This is a genomic window from Mycobacterium sp. M23085 (assembly GCF_045343915.1).
In the GTDB taxonomy this organism is placed as follows: Bacteria; Actinomycetota; Actinomycetes; order Mycobacteriales; family Mycobacteriaceae; genus Mycobacterium.
The window spans coordinates 4,823,259-4,839,368 of sequence record NZ_CP174280.1; the positions used below are offsets into that span (position 1 = coordinate 4,823,259).

General features: G+C 67.3%; 13 protein-coding genes. 9 read left to right on the top strand and 4 right to left on the bottom strand.

The genetic code is table 11. The features are described from left to right. The first annotated feature begins 23 nt into the window (after positions 1-23). Genes ACIUM1_RS22685 through ACIUM1_RS22695 form a run of 3 tightly spaced genes read left to right on the top strand, consistent with a single transcriptional unit; the run spans position 24 to position 5,940 of the window. A complete protein-coding gene (locus tag ACIUM1_RS22685) occupies positions 24-4,871 on the top strand; it encodes an NAD-glutamate dehydrogenase (RefSeq protein WP_406814773.1) in 4,848 nt (1,615 codons plus the stop codon). Continuing rightward, positions 4,868-5,281: an acyl-CoA thioesterase gene (locus tag ACIUM1_RS22690; protein WP_406814774.1), complete on the top strand. Its 414-nt coding sequence runs from the start codon at positions 4,868-4,870 to the stop codon at positions 5,279-5,281. Before ACIUM1_RS22685 ends, ACIUM1_RS22690 begins: the two co-directional genes overlap by 4 nt. After that, the gene (locus ACIUM1_RS22695) at positions 5,269-5,940 is read left to right on the top strand and encodes a hypothetical protein (protein WP_406814775.1); all 672 of its coding nucleotides are present in this window, start codon (positions 5,269-5,271) and stop codon (positions 5,938-5,940) included. The genes ACIUM1_RS22690 and ACIUM1_RS22695 overlap by 13 nt, the downstream gene beginning before the upstream one ends. Before the next feature lie 78 nt (positions 5,941-6,018). Here ACIUM1_RS22695 and ACIUM1_RS22700 read toward each other — a convergent pair whose 3' ends face one another. The 3 genes from ACIUM1_RS22700 to ACIUM1_RS22710 form a co-directional block, all read right to left on the bottom strand. Next, on the bottom strand, positions 6,019-7,035 hold the full coding sequence (locus ACIUM1_RS22700; protein WP_406817819.1) for a pyridine nucleotide-disulfide oxidoreductase: 1,017 nt from the start codon (positions 7,033-7,035) through the stop codon (positions 6,019-6,021). A 78-nt stretch (positions 7,036-7,113) separates the two neighbouring features. Further along, positions 7,114-8,679 carry a glycoside hydrolase family 13 protein gene (locus ACIUM1_RS22705; protein ID WP_406814776.1) on the bottom strand — a complete coding sequence of 522 codons (1,566 nt, stop codon included), beginning with the start codon at positions 8,677-8,679 and terminating at the stop codon, positions 7,114-7,116. 24 nt (positions 8,680-8,703) lie between these two features. Continuing rightward, positions 8,704-9,099, bottom strand: a complete 396-nt coding sequence (locus ACIUM1_RS22710; protein WP_406814777.1) for a globin — start codon at positions 9,097-9,099, stop codon at positions 8,704-8,706. Between the two features lie 143 nt (positions 9,100-9,242). On the opposite strand from ACIUM1_RS22710, the gene ACIUM1_RS22715 reads away from it, so the two are divergent. The 3 genes from ACIUM1_RS22715 to ACIUM1_RS22725 all read left to right on the top strand — a co-directional run bounded on the left by ACIUM1_RS22715 (position 9,243) and on the right by ACIUM1_RS22725 (position 10,648). Continuing rightward, on the top strand, positions 9,243-9,890 hold the full coding sequence (locus ACIUM1_RS22715; protein WP_406814778.1) for an HNH endonuclease: 648 nt from the start codon (positions 9,243-9,245) through the stop codon (positions 9,888-9,890). A gap of 67 nt (positions 9,891-9,957) precedes the next feature. Beyond that, positions 9,958-10,194 (top strand): hypothetical protein, encoded by a 237-nt coding sequence (locus tag ACIUM1_RS22720; RefSeq protein WP_406817820.1) that lies wholly within the window; start codon positions 9,958-9,960, stop codon positions 10,192-10,194. Beyond that, positions 10,181-10,648 carry a DUF5130 domain-containing protein gene (locus ACIUM1_RS22725; RefSeq protein ID WP_406814779.1) on the top strand — a complete coding sequence of 156 codons (468 nt, stop codon included), beginning with the start codon at positions 10,181-10,183 and terminating at the stop codon, positions 10,646-10,648. The genes ACIUM1_RS22720 and ACIUM1_RS22725 overlap by 14 nt, the downstream gene beginning before the upstream one ends. Here ACIUM1_RS22725 and pepN read toward each other — a convergent pair. Beyond that, a complete protein-coding gene (pepN, locus tag ACIUM1_RS22730) occupies positions 10,645-13,224 on the bottom strand; it encodes an aminopeptidase N (RefSeq protein ID WP_406814780.1) in 2,580 nt (859 codons plus the stop codon). The two genes, ACIUM1_RS22725 and pepN, sit on opposite strands and share 4 nt — an antisense overlap. Before the next feature lie 92 nt (positions 13,225-13,316). Here pepN and ACIUM1_RS22735 point away from each other — a divergent pair, with 92 nt between their 5' ends. The 3 genes from ACIUM1_RS22735 to ACIUM1_RS22745 all read left to right on the top strand — a co-directional run bounded on the left by ACIUM1_RS22735 (position 13,317) and on the right by ACIUM1_RS22745 (position 15,710). After that, complete coding sequence (locus ACIUM1_RS22735; RefSeq protein ID WP_406814781.1) at positions 13,317-13,940, top strand: DsbA family protein; 624 nt, start codon at positions 13,317-13,319, stop codon at positions 13,938-13,940. 465 nt (positions 13,941-14,405) lie between these two features. After that, entirely contained in the window at positions 14,406-14,885 is a 480-nt protein-coding gene (locus ACIUM1_RS22740; protein ID WP_406814782.1) for a ribose-5-phosphate isomerase, read from the top strand. A gap of 18 nt (positions 14,886-14,903) precedes the next feature. After that, positions 14,904-15,710 carry an Fpg/Nei family DNA glycosylase gene (locus ACIUM1_RS22745; RefSeq protein ID WP_406814783.1) on the top strand — a complete coding sequence of 269 codons (807 nt, stop codon included), beginning with the start codon at positions 14,904-14,906 and terminating at the stop codon, positions 15,708-15,710. Positions 15,711-16,110: the final 400 nt, after the last annotated feature.

Sequence of the window (16,110 nt, forward strand, 5' to 3'; positions counted from 1 at the left end):
GTCGCCAGTTGGGAGCTATCGGCATGACGATCGATCCCGGAGCCAGACAGGGTCTCGAGCCGTGGACGACCTTCACCGAGCAGCAGGACATTCCTGCGTGGATCTCGAGAGCCTATGTGGAGAGCTATCGCGGACCGCATAGCGACGAGGCGGAGGGCGCGGACAGCGGTCCCATCGACCTGACCGTTCCGGCGGCGATCGTGACCCCGGCCATGCTCAGCGCGCATTATCGCTTGGGCCTGCACCGGCCCGACGGCGAAAGCCGCGTCGCGGTGTACCCGGCGGGAGACCCCGCCGGATTCGGTCCAGCCCTGCAGGTCGTCACCGATCACGGCGGCATGCTGATGGATTCCGTCACCGTGCTGTTGCACCGGCTCGGCGTCCCGTACACGGCGATCATGACGCCGGTGTTCGAAGTGCAGCGCAGCCCCGAGGGCGACCTGCTGAGCGTCGAGCCGAAAGCCGAAGGCGCCTCGCAGTACGCCGGCGAGGCGTGGATACATGTGCAGCTGCTGCCGTCGGTGGACAGCAAGGCGCTCACCGAGGTCGAGCGGCTGCTGCCCAAGGTGCTGACCGACGTTCAGCAGGTCGCCAGCGACGCGTCGGACATGATCGCCGCGCTGAACGATTTGGCCGCTCAGGTCGAAGCCAACACCGATGACCACTTCTCCGCGCCGGACCGCGACGACGTCGCGGAGCTGCTGCGCTGGATGGGCAACGGCAACTTCCTGTTGCTCGGCTACCAGCGCTGCCACGTGCACGACACACAGGTCTCCGGCGACGGGTCGCCCGGGCTCGGCGTCCTGCGCACTCGTACCGGCTCGCGCCCGCGGTTGACCGACGACGACAGGCTGCTGGTGCTCGCGCAATCGGTGGTGGGCAGCTACCTGCGCTACGGCGCCTACCCCTATGCCATCGCGGTCCGCGAATACGTGGACGGCGCTGTGATCGAGCACCGCTTCGTCGGGCTGTTCACGGTGGCCGCCATGAACGCCGATGTCCTGGAGATCCCGACCATCTCGCGCCGGGTCCGCGAAGTGCTGGCGATGGCCGACAGCGACCCGATTCACCCGGGCCAGCTGCTGCTCGACGTCATCCAGACCGTTCCCCGCTCGGAGCTGTTCACCCTGAGCGCCGAACGGCTACTGGCGATGGCCAAGGCGGTGGTGGACCTGGGCCCGCAACGAAACGCGTTGTTGTTCCTGCGCGCCGACCGTCTGCAGTACTTCGTTTCCTGCCTGGTGTATCTGCCCCGCGACCGCTACACGACGGCCGTGCGGCTCCAGATCGAAGACATCTTGGTCCGTGAATTCGGCGGCACCCGACTGGAGTTCACCGCTCGGGTCAGCGAATCACCCTGGGCCCTCATGCATTTCATGGTCCGCCTGCCGTCCGATGGCCCCGACGCCGCGCCGATCGACGTTTCCGAAGACAACCGGATCCGCATTCAGGCGCTGCTGAGCGAGGCGGCGCGCACCTGGACCGACCGGCTTATCGCCGCCGCCGCGGAAGGGGCGGTGGATCACGCCGACGCCGAGTACTACGCGGACGCCTTTTCCGAGGTCTACAAGCAAGCCGTCAACCCGGCCGATGCCATCGACCACATTGCCATCATCAATGCGCTGCAAGACAACTCGGTCAAGCTCGTGTTCACCGAGGCCGAGGCCGAGGACGGGACCGCCCAGCTGACCTGGTTCATGGGCGGCCGCACCGCCTCGCTGAGCCAGCTGCTGCCGATGCTGCAGAGCATGGGTGTGGTGGTGCTCGAGGAGCACCCCTTCATGGTCAACCGGTCCGACGGGCTGCCGGTGTGGATCTATCAATTCAAGATCTCGCCGCACCCCACCATTGAGCTGGCCTCGACGCAGGCCGAGCGCGACGCGATGGCCGAGCGGTTCGCGGACGCGGTCACCGCCATCTGGCAGGGCCGCCTCGAGATCGACCGATTCAACGAGCTGGTGATGCGTGCCGGCCTTCGATGGCAGCAGGTGGTGCTGTTGCGGGCCTACGCAAAGTATTTGCGGCAGGCGAACTTTCCCTACAGTCAGTCCTACATCGAGTCGGTGCTCAACGAGCACGCCTCGACCGCGCGGTCGCTGGTCACGCTTTTCGAGGCGCTGTTCGACCCCAGGCCCGAGTCGTCGTCGAGCCGCGACGCGCAGGCGGCCGCAGCGGCGGTCGCCGCCGACATCGACGCGCTGGTCAGCCTGGACACCGACCGCATCTTGCGTGCCTTCGCATCGCTGGTTCAGGCCACGCTGCGGACCAATTACTTTGTGACAAGGCAGGGTTCGGCCCGCGCGCGTAACGTGTTGGCGATCAAGTTGGACGCCCAGCTGGTCGACGAGTTGCCACTGCCGCGCCCCAAATACGAGATCTTCGTGTACTCGCCGCGGGTCGAGGGCGTGCACCTGCGGTTCGGGCCGGTGGCCCGTGGCGGACTGCGCTGGTCGGACCGTCGAGACGACTTCCGCACCGAAATCCTGGGTCTGGTCAAGGCGCAAGCGGTCAAGAACGCCGTCATCGTGCCGGTGGGCGCCAAGGGCGGCTTCGTCCTCAAGCGGCCACCGCTGCCCACCGGCGATGCCGCCGCCGACCGCGACGCCAGCCGCGAGGAGGGCGTCGCCTGCTATCAGCTGTTCATCTCCGGCCTGCTCGAGGTCACCGACAACGTCGACCACGCGACCGGAAAGGTCAGTCCGCCACCGGAAGTCGTGCGGCGCGACGGCGACGACGCGTATCTGGTGGTGGCGGCCGACAAGGGCACCGCCACCTTCTCCGACATCGCCAACGACGTCGCGAAGTCCTACGGATTCTGGCTGGGCGACGCCTTCGCGTCCGGCGGGTCGGTCGGCTACGACCACAAGGCCATGGGGATCACCGCCAAGGGCGCGTGGGAGGCCGTCAAACGGCACTTCCGCGAAATGGATGTCGACACCCAGACCGAGGACTTCACCGTGGTGGGCGTCGGCGACATGAGCGGCGACGTCTTCGGCAACGGCATGCTGCTGAGCAAGCACATCCGGTTGCTCGCCGCCTTCGACCATCGGCACATCTTCCTGGATCCCGACCCCGACGCCGCGGCTTCGTGGCAGGAACGTCAGCGGATGTTCAATCTGCCGCGGTCCAGCTGGGAGGACTATGACTCGTCGTTGATCAGTGCCGGCGGCGGGGTGTACAGCCGTGAACACAAGGCGATTCCGGTCAGCCCGCAGGTCAGTGACGCGTTGGGTATCGAGGACGACGTCACCGAGATGACCCCGCCCAATCTGATCAAGGCGATCTTGCAAGCACCGGTGGATCTGCTGTTCAACGGCGGCATCGGCACCTACATCAAGGCGGAGTCCGAATCGGACGCCGACGTCGGCGACCGCGCCAACGACCCGGTCCGGGTCAACGGAAACCAGGTGCGCGCCAAGGTGGTCGGTGAAGGCGGCAACCTCGGGGTGACCGCGCTGGGTCGCGTCGAGTTCGATCTGGCGGGTGGCCGGATCAACACCGACGCGATGGACAACTCGGCCGGCGTGGACTGCTCGGACCACGAGGTCAACATCAAAATCTTGATCGACTCGCTGGTGACGGCCGGTAAGGTCAAGCCGGAGGAGCGTAAACCGCTGCTGGAGTCGATGACCGACGAAGTCGCGCAGCTGGTGCTCACCGACAACGAGGATCAGAACGACCTGATCGGCACCAGCCGCGCGAACGCGGCCAGCCTGTTACCGGTGCACGCCAGGCTGATTCAGTACCTGGTCGACGAGCGCGGCATCCACCGCGACCTAGAAGCGCTGCCCTCGGAGAAGGAGATCGCGCGGCGGGCCGAGGCAGGCATCGGGCTCACCTCACCGGAGCTGTGCACTCTGATGGCGCACGTGAAGCTGGGGCTCAAGGAAGACATGCTCGGGACCGAGCTCACCGAGCAGGACGTGTTCGCCTCCCGGCTGCCGCTGTACTTCCCTAAACCGTTGCGGGAGCGGTTCGCTCCGGAGATCCGCACCCATCAGCTACGCCGCGAGATCGTCACCACCATGCTGATCAACGACCTGGTTGACACCGCCGGCATCAGCTACGCGTTCCGCATCGCCGAAGACGTCGGCGTCGGGTCGGTCGACGCGGTGCGCACCTACGTCGCCACCGACGCCATCTTCGGGGTCGGAGAGACATGGCGGCGCATCCGCATGGCGAATCTGCCGGTGGCACTGTCGGATCGGCTCACGCTGGACACCCGGAGGCTGATCGACCGCGCCGGACGCTGGCTGCTCAACTACCGTCCGCAGCCCCTGGCGGTCGGCGCCGAGATCAACCGGTTCGCCGCCAAGGTCCAGGCGCTGACGCCGCGCATGTCGGAATGGCTGCGCGGTGACGACAAGGCCATCGTCGAAAAGGAAGCAGCGGAATTCGCCGCCCAGGGTGCACCCGAAGACCTGGCCTATTCGGTGGCCGCCGGCCTCTACCGCTTCAGCCTGCTCGACATCATCGACATCGGCGACATCAACGACATCGACGCCGCCGAGGTCGCCGACACCTATTTCGCGCTGATGAACCGGCTCGGCACCGACGGGCTGCTGACGGCGGTGTCCCAACTGCCCCGACGCGACCGCTGGCACTCCTTGGCGCGCTTGGCGATTCGCGACGACATCTATGCCTCGTTGCGGTCGCTGTGCTTTGATGTGCTCGCCGTGGGGGAGCCGGACGAAAGTGGTGAAGAAAAGATCGCCGAGTGGGAACACCTGAGTGCCTCCAGGGTCGAGCGGGCCCGCCGAACACTCATCGAGATCCAGGAAAGCGGGGAGAAGGATCTCGCAACGCTGTCCGTCGCCGCGCGACAAATCCGCCGCATGACCCGCACCAGTGGAAGAGGATCATCAAGTTGAGCGTCGGCTTCGTCGCGCCCGTGCCAGTGCGTTGGTCGGACATCGACATGTATCAGCACGTCAACCACGCCACCATGGTCACGATCCTGGAGGAGGCGCGCGTCCAGTTCCTGCGTGAGGCGTTCGAGGTCGATATCTTGACCGTCGGGTTGCTCATCGCCGAGGTCAAGGTGACCTACAAAGGCCAGCTGCGGCTGGTGGATTCGCCGCTGCAGGTGACCATGTGGACCAAGCGGCTGCGGGCGGTCGACTTCACCCTGGGCTACGAGGTGCGTTCGGTCGCCGCGGATCCGGAGTCGAAGCCCGCCGTCATCGCCGAGTCGCAACTGGCCGCCGTCCATATCGAGGAGGAGCGGCTGGTGCGCCTCTCGCCACAACATCGGGAGTATCTGCAACGGTGGATCAGGTAGCCGACCGAGGATTCTGGCTGGGCGCCGACTCCCGGGACGCCCACCGCGCGGATCTGGCCGCGTTCGTTGACCGCGCACTGCGCCTCGATGACGCCGCGATCATCCGATTCCGGACTCGAGCTCAAGGCTTGCTAACAGCGTGGTTCGCAACGGGTTTCGACGTGCTGGCCAGCAGGGTGGTCGTCGGCGAGGTGCGGCCCGCCGATCTGTCGGTGGGCGCGGACGCGCTGGCGCGCGGCCTGTCCGCGATGGACGCATCCGGTTATGTCGACCCGGGCTTCGCGATGGACTCGGCGTGGCGGGGTGTCTTGCCGCCGGAATCCGGCTTCACCCACCTCGAGGACATCCCGGCCCGGGTGATCCTGGGCCTGGCGCAGCGCGGCGCGCAACTCGCCAAGGAGCACAGCAGCTCTCACGGCCCGCCGGTTTCGCTGCTCGACCAGGAAGTCATTCAGGTCAGCTCGGCCGACGGGCAGGTCGGATTGCCCATGCGGGCCGTATTCGCGTTGACCGCGATGGGGTTTCTGCCTCAGTCGCCCGATGCGGTCGACGCCGACGAACTGATCCGGGTCCGGATACTGCCGACCTGGTTGCGGCTCGACGCAAGGTTCGGTTCGGTGTATCGCCGCCGCGGCGACCCCGCGTTGCTACTGGGCTGACGCGGCCGGCCGTGGGCGGTGTCTATACCGGATCAGGCTGAGTTAAATGCGATCGCCGGCGGGGTTCGATCGCGCGAATCAGGGACCGTAGCGCAGCCACAACGGCAGGACGGCGTCGAGGTAGTCCATGAATTTCTTCAGCCCCACCCGAAACTGCCCGTATCCGTAGGGGTCTTCGGCGTACTGAGGGAACGCGATGCCCACCCCGAACAGGCCGGGAGCAAGTATTCCGTTGGTGGGGTTGTAGTCCAGCTGCCCCCACTGCGGGGTTTTGGGCGACGTCCTGCGCTCGAAGCCGACGGTGTAGACAACGCGGTCACACCCCGCCAGTTTGTCGGCGAATTGCGGGCTGGATACCAAGCACCGCTCCAAGCGGTCGGGAAGCACACCGTCGATGTTCTCCCGCGCCCAGACGGCCGCCCGGCCCTTCAGGCCGGTGTCGTCAAACAGGATCCAATCGTCAAGATAGACAGCGTATTTCAGCGGACTCCGATAGAAGTTGACGACGCGCTTGACGGGGTGGCGCAGCAGGTTCGGCAGCACAATCATGGACGAGTGCGACGAGCCGAACACGGCGACCGTCGCGCCCTCGAGTGGTTGTCGGGCCAGTTTCTCCGGATCCAGGGCGACCTGGACGGGTATCTCCTCGAGGCCGGGATAGTGCAGTCTTTTCGGGTCTGCGCCGACGGCCAGGATCACATTTTTGGAGAAGACGTCGCGTTGTCCCGTCTGGATGCGCCACTGCCTGTTCGCCAAGAATAGCGCGGTGGCGGTCGCCGTGAAGGCATCGACCTGCTCGCGCAGCCGCTCGGTGATCCACACCAAAGGTTCGGCCACCAGACCCAGCGCGCAGGTCTCTTGCGGATCGATCTCCTTGAGCGGCATGGGTGGTGCTTCGGAGAACCGAAACGCCTTGGAACCGCGGAAATATTCGAGAAACAGCCCGACGTGGGTGTTGCTCGGGACCGACCGCCACTTCTCGCCGATGTCGCCGCCGGCGAAGGCCGGGTCAACCCAGGCGATCCGCTTGGCGGCGACCCCGTGATCCAGCAGCCTGCCCACCGCGGCGATGCCCGCCGGCCCGGCGCCGATCACCGTCCACTCGTAGGGAGCCATGCACCACATATAGAGCAGTCGGCGCCGAAATGCTCACCGTGACTTCGCCGGCGCCGGCTACGCCAGCCAGGCCGCGGAATCCGGCGGCAGTTTCCACTCCAGTAGCGGCGCACTGGCCAGGATCAGCTCGCCGGCCGGCAGGGGCACCGGCGATTTGCCGCAGTTGAGCGCGCAGATCAGCCCGCCGGGGCGCCGGAAGATCACCGCATCGCCGGGCGCGTCCAGCCACTCGATCCCGTCGCCGTCGAATTCCACGCGGCGCTTTCGCAATTCGAGCGCGCGCTGGAAGAACGACAAGGTGGAGTCGGGGTCGCCGCTTTGCTTCTCGACGGTCAGCGCCGCCCATTCCTTCGGCATCGGCAGCCAGGTATCCGGTGCGGACGAGAACCCGAACGGGGGTTCCTCACCCGACCACGGGAGCGGCACCCGGCACTTGTCGCGGCCCCGCTCGGTATGTCCGGAGCGCTCCCAGGTCGGGTCCTGCAGCACCTCCTCGGGCAGATCCAGCACGTCGGGCAGCCCGAGCTCTTCGCCGTTGTAGATGAACACCGTGCCCGGCAGGGCGAGCATCGCCATCGCCATGGCCCGTGCCCTGCGCAGCCCGATGTCGCCGCCCCCGTAGCGGGTCACCTCGCGTTCCACGTCGTGGTTGGACAGCGTCCAGGTCGGGACGGCGTCGTAGATCTCGGTGGCCGCCAGTGAGTTCTCGATGGCGTCACGGATCTGGTCGGCTTCGAAGGCGATCTTGGTCAATCGGAAATTGAAGCCGAGGTGGAGTTCGTCGGGCCGCAGATACTCGGCCCAGAGCAGGTTGTCCATCACCCACACCTCGCCGATGGTCACCGCTCCGGGATACTCGTCGACGACCTTGCGGATTTTCCGGTGGATATCGTGGACGCCTGCGTTGTTGAAACGCGGGTCGTCGTCAGTGTGGCTCAGCACCTTGACGTCCGCCTCGGCGTCGGGCAGGCCGGGCGGCTTGGCCATCCCGTGCGCGACGTCGATGCGGAAGCCGTCCACCCCGCGATCCAGCCAGAACCGCAGCGATGTCGCGAAGTCCTCGAAAACCTCGGGGTTCTCCCAGTTCAGGTCCGGCTGCTCGGCGTCGAAGAGGTGCAGGTAATACTGACCGGGGTTGCCGTCCGGCTCGACCACCCGCGTCCAGGCGGATCCGCCGAAGACCGACGTCCAGTTGTTCGGCGGCAGCGCCCCTCCCGGCCCCCTGCCGTCGCGGAAGTGATAGCGCTCCCGGGCGTCGGTACCCGGCCCGGCGGCCAGCGCCGCCTGGAACCACGGGTGCGCGGAGCTGGTGTGGTTCGGCACCACGTCCATGGTGATCTTGATGCCCCGCTGGTGCGCCGCCGCGATGAGCCGATCGATCGCGGGCATCCCGCCGAACAACGTATCGATGTCCCGGGGATCGGCGACGTCATAACCGTGGTCGGCCATCGGTGAGACGGTGACCGGGCTGAGCCAAATCGCATCGATGCCCAGCCGCTCCAGGTGATCCAGGTGGGCGACGATCCCGTCGATGTCGCCGACACCGTCGCCGTTGCTGTCGGCGAACGATCGTGGATAGACCTGGTAAAAGACCGCGTTCGACCACCATGCTGCGGGGCTCATGCTGCTCCGTTCGTTGCGAGGTATCTACAGGGGCGAATTGACCAGTGAGTGGGCAGCCATTTCCAGATAGTCGAGCAACTCGCGACGGTGCTCGTCGTCGAGGGTCTGCGAATCGATGGATGCGACGGCCGTGTGCATGCACCGCAGCCACGCGTCACGCGCCAGGGGAGTGATCCGGAACGGCACGTGACGCATCCGCAGCCGGGGATGTCCGCGCCGGTCGGAGTAGGTGCGCGGGCCGCCCCAGTACTGCTCGAGGAACATCCGCAGGCGTTCTTCGGCCCCCTCGAGGTCGTCCAGCGGGTACAGCTCGCGCAGGATCTCGTCTTCGGGAACCTGGGCGTAAAAACGCGCGACGATCGCGTGGAAAGTCTCGGCACCGCCGACCGCGTCGTAGAAGGACTCTGCTACCTGATCCATCACCGTCCATTGTGGTGCATCCGCGAGGTGCCCAGCGGAGGCGGCCCGCCGCCATGCCTGGTGTTCACCGGATCGACACGGCGCGCACCTGCAATAGGGGTGCGATTGGCGGCGAATCATGGTGGACTGTTCGCGGAGGATCTATGGCGCAGGGCAAGAGACGCCGCAGCCACCGCACTCAGGTAGCCGCGGCAGGGTTAACCGGCCTTACAGCCGCGTCGTCGCTGCATAGTGTTGAGATCCATCCGCCCGCCCGGTCCGAAGGCGCGTCCATCTGGAGTCGCCGGCGGGTGCTGCTGCTGAACTCCACCTACGAGCCGCTGACCGCGCTGCCGATGCGCCGCGCGATCGTGATGGTGATCTGCGGCAAGGCCGACGTGGTCCACCACGATCCGGCCGGGCCCGTCATCCACTCGGCCACCAGCTCGATCGTGGTGCCGTCGGTGATCCAGCTGCGGTCCTATGTCCGCGTGCCCTACCGGGCGCGCGTGCCGATGACCCGCGCCGCGCTGATGCACCGCGACCGGTTCTGCTGCGCCTACTGCGGGGCCAAGGCGGACACCGTCGACCACGTGCTGCCCCGCAGCCGCGGCGGTGACCATTGCTGGGAGAACTGCGTCGCCTGCTGCTCGACCTGTAACCATCGCAAGGGCGACAAGTTGCTCAGTGAGCTCGGCTGGGCGCTGCGCCGCCCGCCGCAGCCGCCGACCGGGCAGCATTGGCGGCTGCTGTCGACGGTCAAGGAGCTCGATCCCGCCTGGGCCCGATATCTCGGCGAGGGCGCGGCCTGAGCGCAAATCTGGTGTCCTGTCGCGCCGGTGGATCGCTTCGTGGGATACGGTTTGCGTCGTGAGTCCTATGCAAGTCCATCTGTTCATCGTCGGAATACCTCTGCTGCTGGTGGTTGTGCTGTCGGTGTTGATCTGGTCCCACAAGGGACCGCACCCAGCGGCATACAAGCTGGGTGAGAAGTGGACGCACCCGCCGATCCTGTGGGCCGCCACCGACGAGGACGTCGGCCACGCCCACGGCGGACATGGTGGGCACGGCACGTCGGAATTCTCGGTCGGAGGTGGCGCCAGTGGCACGTGGTGAGGTAGCGACGAAAGAACCCACCGAGCTGCCGCCCGGCTGGGTCATCACCACCAGCGGACGGATCTCGGGCGTCACCGAGCCCGGCGAACTGTCGGTGCACTTCCCGTTCTCGACCAAAGACCTGGTCGCCGTGGACGATGCGCTGAAGTACGGCTCTCGGGCGTCCAAGACGCGTTTCGCGATCTACCTGGGCGACCTGGGCAGCGACACCGCCGCGCGGGCGCGCGAGATCCTGGCCGAGGTGCCCACGCCGGACAATGCGGTGTTGCTGGCCGTCTCACCCGACCAGAAGGTCATCGAGGTGGTCTACGGCACGCAGGTTCGCGGCCGCGGAGCCGAGACGGCGGCACCGCTGGGTGTCGCCGCCGCGTCCGCGGCGTTCGAGCGGGGCGACCTGGTCGACGGCCTGGTCAGCGCGATCCGCGTGCTCAGCGCCGGGATTTCGCCGGCCTAGTCTTCGCCGGCGTCGAATCGCCGCGCGCGCAACGACCGCTTCACCCCGGCCTGGCCCTCGAGCACCAGGCGTCGCAACGCCGCCGGCACCTGCGGGTCGGACAGGAATGTGTCCGCCGCGGCGACGCCGTCGTCACTGATGTCCCAGTGCGGATACAGGCCGATCACCACGGTCTGGGCCACTTCACTGGACCGGCGCGCCCAGACGCCGGGGATCGCCTCGAAATAGCGTGCGGTGAACGGCTTGAGCAACTCGGCCTGCCCGGCCGGGGCGATGCCCGCGATGATCGAACGGGCGGTGATGTTGGCCAAGGTGTCGTCCTCGACCACCGTCGTCCACGCTGCCTCCTTGACCCGCAGCTGCGGTCGTGCCGTCGCGGCCTGAGCCCCGTGGCGCTTGCCTGCGGCGGTCGGGTCACGCTGGACCTCGGCGTCGATGAATGGCGTGTCGGGCCCGTCGGCGTCGACCCTGCCCGCGGCGGCCAGCGCCGTCACGATCCGCCACCGCAGGTCGGTGTCGACTTCCAGGCCGGCCAGCCCCAACTCGGCAGGGTCGCGGTCGAGTAGATCCGCCAGCGTCGCGACATGGCCGGCCGACAGCACCGACGAGCACAGCGTGTTGACGAACGCGAGCTGGTGATCCGACCCGGGCTGCGCGCCACGCGCCAGCTCCAGCAGCCGGTCGGCGAACTGCGGCCAGCCGTGCTCGCGCGCCCAGCCCTGCTCGGCGTACGACGTCAGCGCCGTCTGCGCCTGCAGCAGCAGCCGCTGGGCCACCCCGACCTCGGACTCGGCGTGCACCCCACCCGTCACCAGGGCGACGAAGTCGCGGGCGCGCAGCTCGGCCTCGCGGGTCATCTCCCAGGCCGCCGACCAGACCAGCGACCGCGGCAGCGGCTCGGCGATGTCGGCGATGCGCTCCAGCGCGGTGCGCAGCGACTCGGCGTCCAGCCGTAACGAGCAGTACGTCAGGTCGTCGTCATTGACCAGAATCAGCTGGCCCCGCGGAATACCAACCAGCGCAGGGACATCCATGACGGGACCTTCGACGTCGAGTTCCTCCCGGTGTACCCGCACCAGCTTTCCGGTTCCGTCGTCGTCGTAGATCCCGACCGCCAGCCGGTGCACCCGGGTTTCGCCGGCGCCCGGAGCGGCGCCGCTCTGCGTCACCGCGAACCGGGTGAACTTGCCGTCGGTGTCGACGTCGAAATCCGGCCGCAGCGTGTTCAACCCGGTCGTCTTCAGCCACTGCTGACCCCAGTCGGACAGATCACGCCCGGACGCCTGTTCCAGCGCCGCCACCAGATCGTCGAACGTGGCGTTGCCGAAGGCGTGGGCGCGGAAGTAGTCGCGCAGCCCGGCCAGGAAGTGCTCCAGGCCGACATAGGCGACGAGCTGCTTGAGCACCGAGGCGCCCTTGGCGTAGGTGATGCCGTCAAAGTTCACCTCGACCGCGGCCAGGTCCGGGATGTCGGCGGCGATGGGGTGCGTCGAGGGCAACTGGTCCTGACGGTAGGCCCAGGACTTCTCGACGGTCGCAAACGTCGTCCAGGCCTCGGTGAATTCGGTTGCCTCGCTTTGGCACAGCACCGATGCGAAGGTCGCGAACGACTCGTTCAACCACAGGTCGTCCCACCAGGCCATGGTGACCAGGTCGCCGAACCACATGTGCGCCATCTCGTGCAGCACGGTCTCGGCGCGCCGCTCGTAGGAAGCCCGGGTGACCTTGCTGCGAAAGACGTAGTCCTCCAAGAACGTCACCGCGCCCGCGTTCTCCATTGCGCCGGCGTTGAATTCGGGCACGAACAGCTGGTCGTATTTGCCGAACGCATAGGGCATGCCAAAGTTCTTGTGGTAGAAGCCAAAACCCTGCTTGGTCTGCGTGAACAGCCGCTCGGCGTCCATGTATTGGGCCAGCGACGAGCGGCAGAAGATGCCCAGTGGGATCTCGCCGTGCTCGTCGGTGTAGACGTCGTTCCACTCGGCGTACGGGCCGGCGATCAGGGCCACCAGGTAGGTGCTCATCCGCGGCGTGGTGGCAAAGGTGTGCAGGCCGTCGGTCAGTGACACCGTTGCGCCGTTGGAGATCACCTTCCAATGCGTGGGCGCGATCACCCGCAGGTCGAAGGTCGCCTTCAGGTCGGGCTGGTCGAAGCAGGCGAACATGCGCTTGGCGTCCGCGGTTTCGAACTGCGAGTACAGGTAGGTCTCGTTGTCGACGGGGTCGACGAATCGGTGCAGACCCTCACCGGTGTTTGAGTACCGGCAATCGGCGTCGACCACGACGACGTTGCGGTCGGCCAGCCCGCGCAGCGGGATGCCGGTCGACTCGTCGTAACCGGAGACGTCCAAGTCGCGCCCGTTGAGCGTGGCGCTGCGGATGGTGTCGGCGGCGATGTCGATGACCGAGTCGGCACCGGCGAGCGCGTCGAACACCACCGTGGTGACCGAGTGGAACGTTCGTTCGCCGGGGGCGCCGGCGCCGTCGGTGAGATCGAGGTCGATCTGATAGCTGACGACGGTGATCAGCGACGCGCGCTCGACGGCTTGTTCGCGGGTGAGGTTGGGGAGAGCCACGAGTACAACTTACGGGTCGCGCATCTCGGGAACACGATACAGACGCCTACGGTTGTGCAGATCAGACTTTCAACTCCACGAGAGGACGAGCCATGCCTGACACCGCCGCCGCGAAGAACAAAGCCGATTTCTGGTTCGACCCGCTGTGTCCGTGGGCGTGGATCACCTCGCGCTGGATCCTCGAGGTGGAAAAGGTCCGCGACATCGAGGTGAACTTCCACGTGATGAGCCTGGCGGTGCTCAACGAAAACCGTGAGGGTCTGCCCGACGAATACCGCGAACGGTTGGCCAAGGCGTTCGGCCCGGTACGGGTGGCGATCGCCGCCGAGCAGGCCCACGGCGCCGAGGTGCTCGCGCCGCTGTACACCGCGATGGGCACCCGCATTCACAACGAGGACAACAAGGACCTCGACGACGTCATCAAGCAGTCGCTGGCGGAGGTGGGCTTGCCGGCCGAGCTGGCCGACGCCGCCAACAGTGGCGAGTACGACGAGGCGCTGCGCAAGAGCCACCACGCCGGCATGGACGCCGTCGGCGATGACGTCGGCACGCCGACCATTCACGTCAACGGTGTGGCCTTCTTCGGACCGGTGCTCTCCAAGATTCCGCGGGGCGAGCAAGCGGGCAAGCTGTGGGACGCCTCGGTAACCTTCGCCTCCTATCCGCACTTCTTCGAGCTCAAGCGCAGCCGCACCGAGAAGCCCGAATTCGACTAGACACGATGGCGGCGACCCGCTTCGCCCGGCTACGCCGCCCTCGCGATCGCCACTAACCACGATGGCGGCGACCCGCTTCGCCCGGCTACGCCGCGCTCGCGATCGCCACTAACCACGATGGCGGCGACCCGCTTCGCCCGGCTACGCCGCGCTCGCGATCGCCACTAACCACGATGGCGGCGACCCGCTTCGCCCGGCTACGCCGCGCTCGCGATCGCCACTAACCACGATGGCGGCGACCCGCTTCGCCCGGCTACGCCGCGCTCGCGATCGCCACTAACCACGATGGCGGCGACCCGCTTCGCCCGGCTACGCCGCGCTCGCGATCGCCACTAACCAGCTCGCCCGAAGCCGAGCGCCCGGCCAGGCGGGCGTTCGGCGACGACCGCCCCGCTGGCCGGGCTCCGGTGGGCCACTGCGATCGCCGCCCGCCCGTCGGCGGGCGGCTATGCAAGGATTGCGGGCATGCGTGTCTACCTCGGCTCTGACCACGCCGGATTCGAGCTCAAGCAGCAGATCATCGATCACCTGACGAAATCCGGGCACGAGCCGATCGACTGCGGCGCCTTCAGTTACGACGCCGAGGACGACTACCCGGCCTTCTGCATCGCCGCGGCGACACGCACGGTGGCCGACCCGGACAGCCTGGGCATTGTGCTGGGCGGTTCGGGCAACGGCGAGCAGATCGCCGCCAACAAGGTGCCCGGCGCACGCTGCGCGCTGGCCTGGAGCGTCGAAACGGCGATGCTGGCCCGCGAACACAACAACGCCCAACTGATCGGGATCGGCGCTCGCATGCACACCGTGGCCGAGGCGCTGGCCATCGTCGATGCCTTCCTGACCACGCCCTGGTCGAAAGCCGAACGCCACCAACGGCGTATCGACATCCTTACCGAATACGAACGCACCCACCAAGCCCCGCCGGTGCCCGGCGCGGCGGGTTGACGCCCGAAAGGTCTGCGCGTGCCCGAAGGGCATACCCTGCACCGGCTGGCCCGGCTGCACCACCGCCGATACGCCGGCGCCCCCGTCGCGGTGTCCAGCCCACAGGGTCGCTTCGCTGAGTCGGCCGCGGTAGTCGACGGCCGGGTGCTGCAGCGCACCAGCGCGTGGGGCAAGCACCTCTTTCACCACTACACCGGCGGCCCGATCGTGCACGTGCATCTCGGCCTGTACGGCGCCTTTACCGAGTGGGAACGGCCCGGCGACGGGCTGTTCCCGGAGGCGGTCGGCCAGGTGCGGATGCGCATGATCGGCGCCGGCTACGGCACCGACCTGCGCGGCCCGACGGTCTGCGAAGTCATCGACGAGGGTCAGGTCAGCGACGTGCTGGCCAGGCTGGGCCCCGACCCGTTGCGCAGCGACGCCGATCCGTCCTGGGCGTGGAAGCGGATTGCCAAGTCTCGCAGGCCCATTGGCGCGCTGCTGATGGATCAGACGGTGATGGCCGGCGTGGGTAACGTCTACCGCAGCGAGTTACTGTTTCGCCACCAGATCGACCCGTTCCGGCCCGGCCGCGACGTGGGCGAGGACGAGTTCGACGCGGCCTGGGCCGATCTGGTCGCCCTGATGAAGGTCGGGTTGCGTCGCGGCAAGATCATCGTGGTGCGGCCCGAACACGACCACGGGGCGCCGTCGTATCGGCCCGACCGGCCCCGCACCTACGTGTACCGCCGCGCCGGCGAGCCGTGCCGGGTGTCCGGCGATCCGATCCGCACGGCGGTGCTGGAGGGCCGCAACGTCTTTTGGTGCCCGACCTGCCAGAAGTGAGCCGGCCGCCCCGGCAAAGCCGCGGCGGGGCGGATTGGCAGGGAACTCTCAGCGCGAAACACTGGCGAGAATTGTTTAGTCAAAGCATCGGGGCGGGTAAGAAATCTCCTGTGAAAACTCTTCCACGTATGGCCGCAACGGCTCTCGCAATCGGCGGGCTGGGTTTGGCGGGCTTGGGCGTCGCAACCGAGGCGCAGGCCCACCCCGGACCCTTCCCGCAATGGTGTCCGGGTGACAACTGGGATCCAGGCTGGGGTAATAACTGGGACTGGAACCACTGCCACGACTGGCGTGGCGGGCCGCCGCCTCCAGGTGGCCCGTGGGGACCGCCGCCACCTCCGGGTGGTCCGTGGGGGCCGCCGCCGCCTCCCGGCTGGCACCCCTGATCCGACAAGTCATC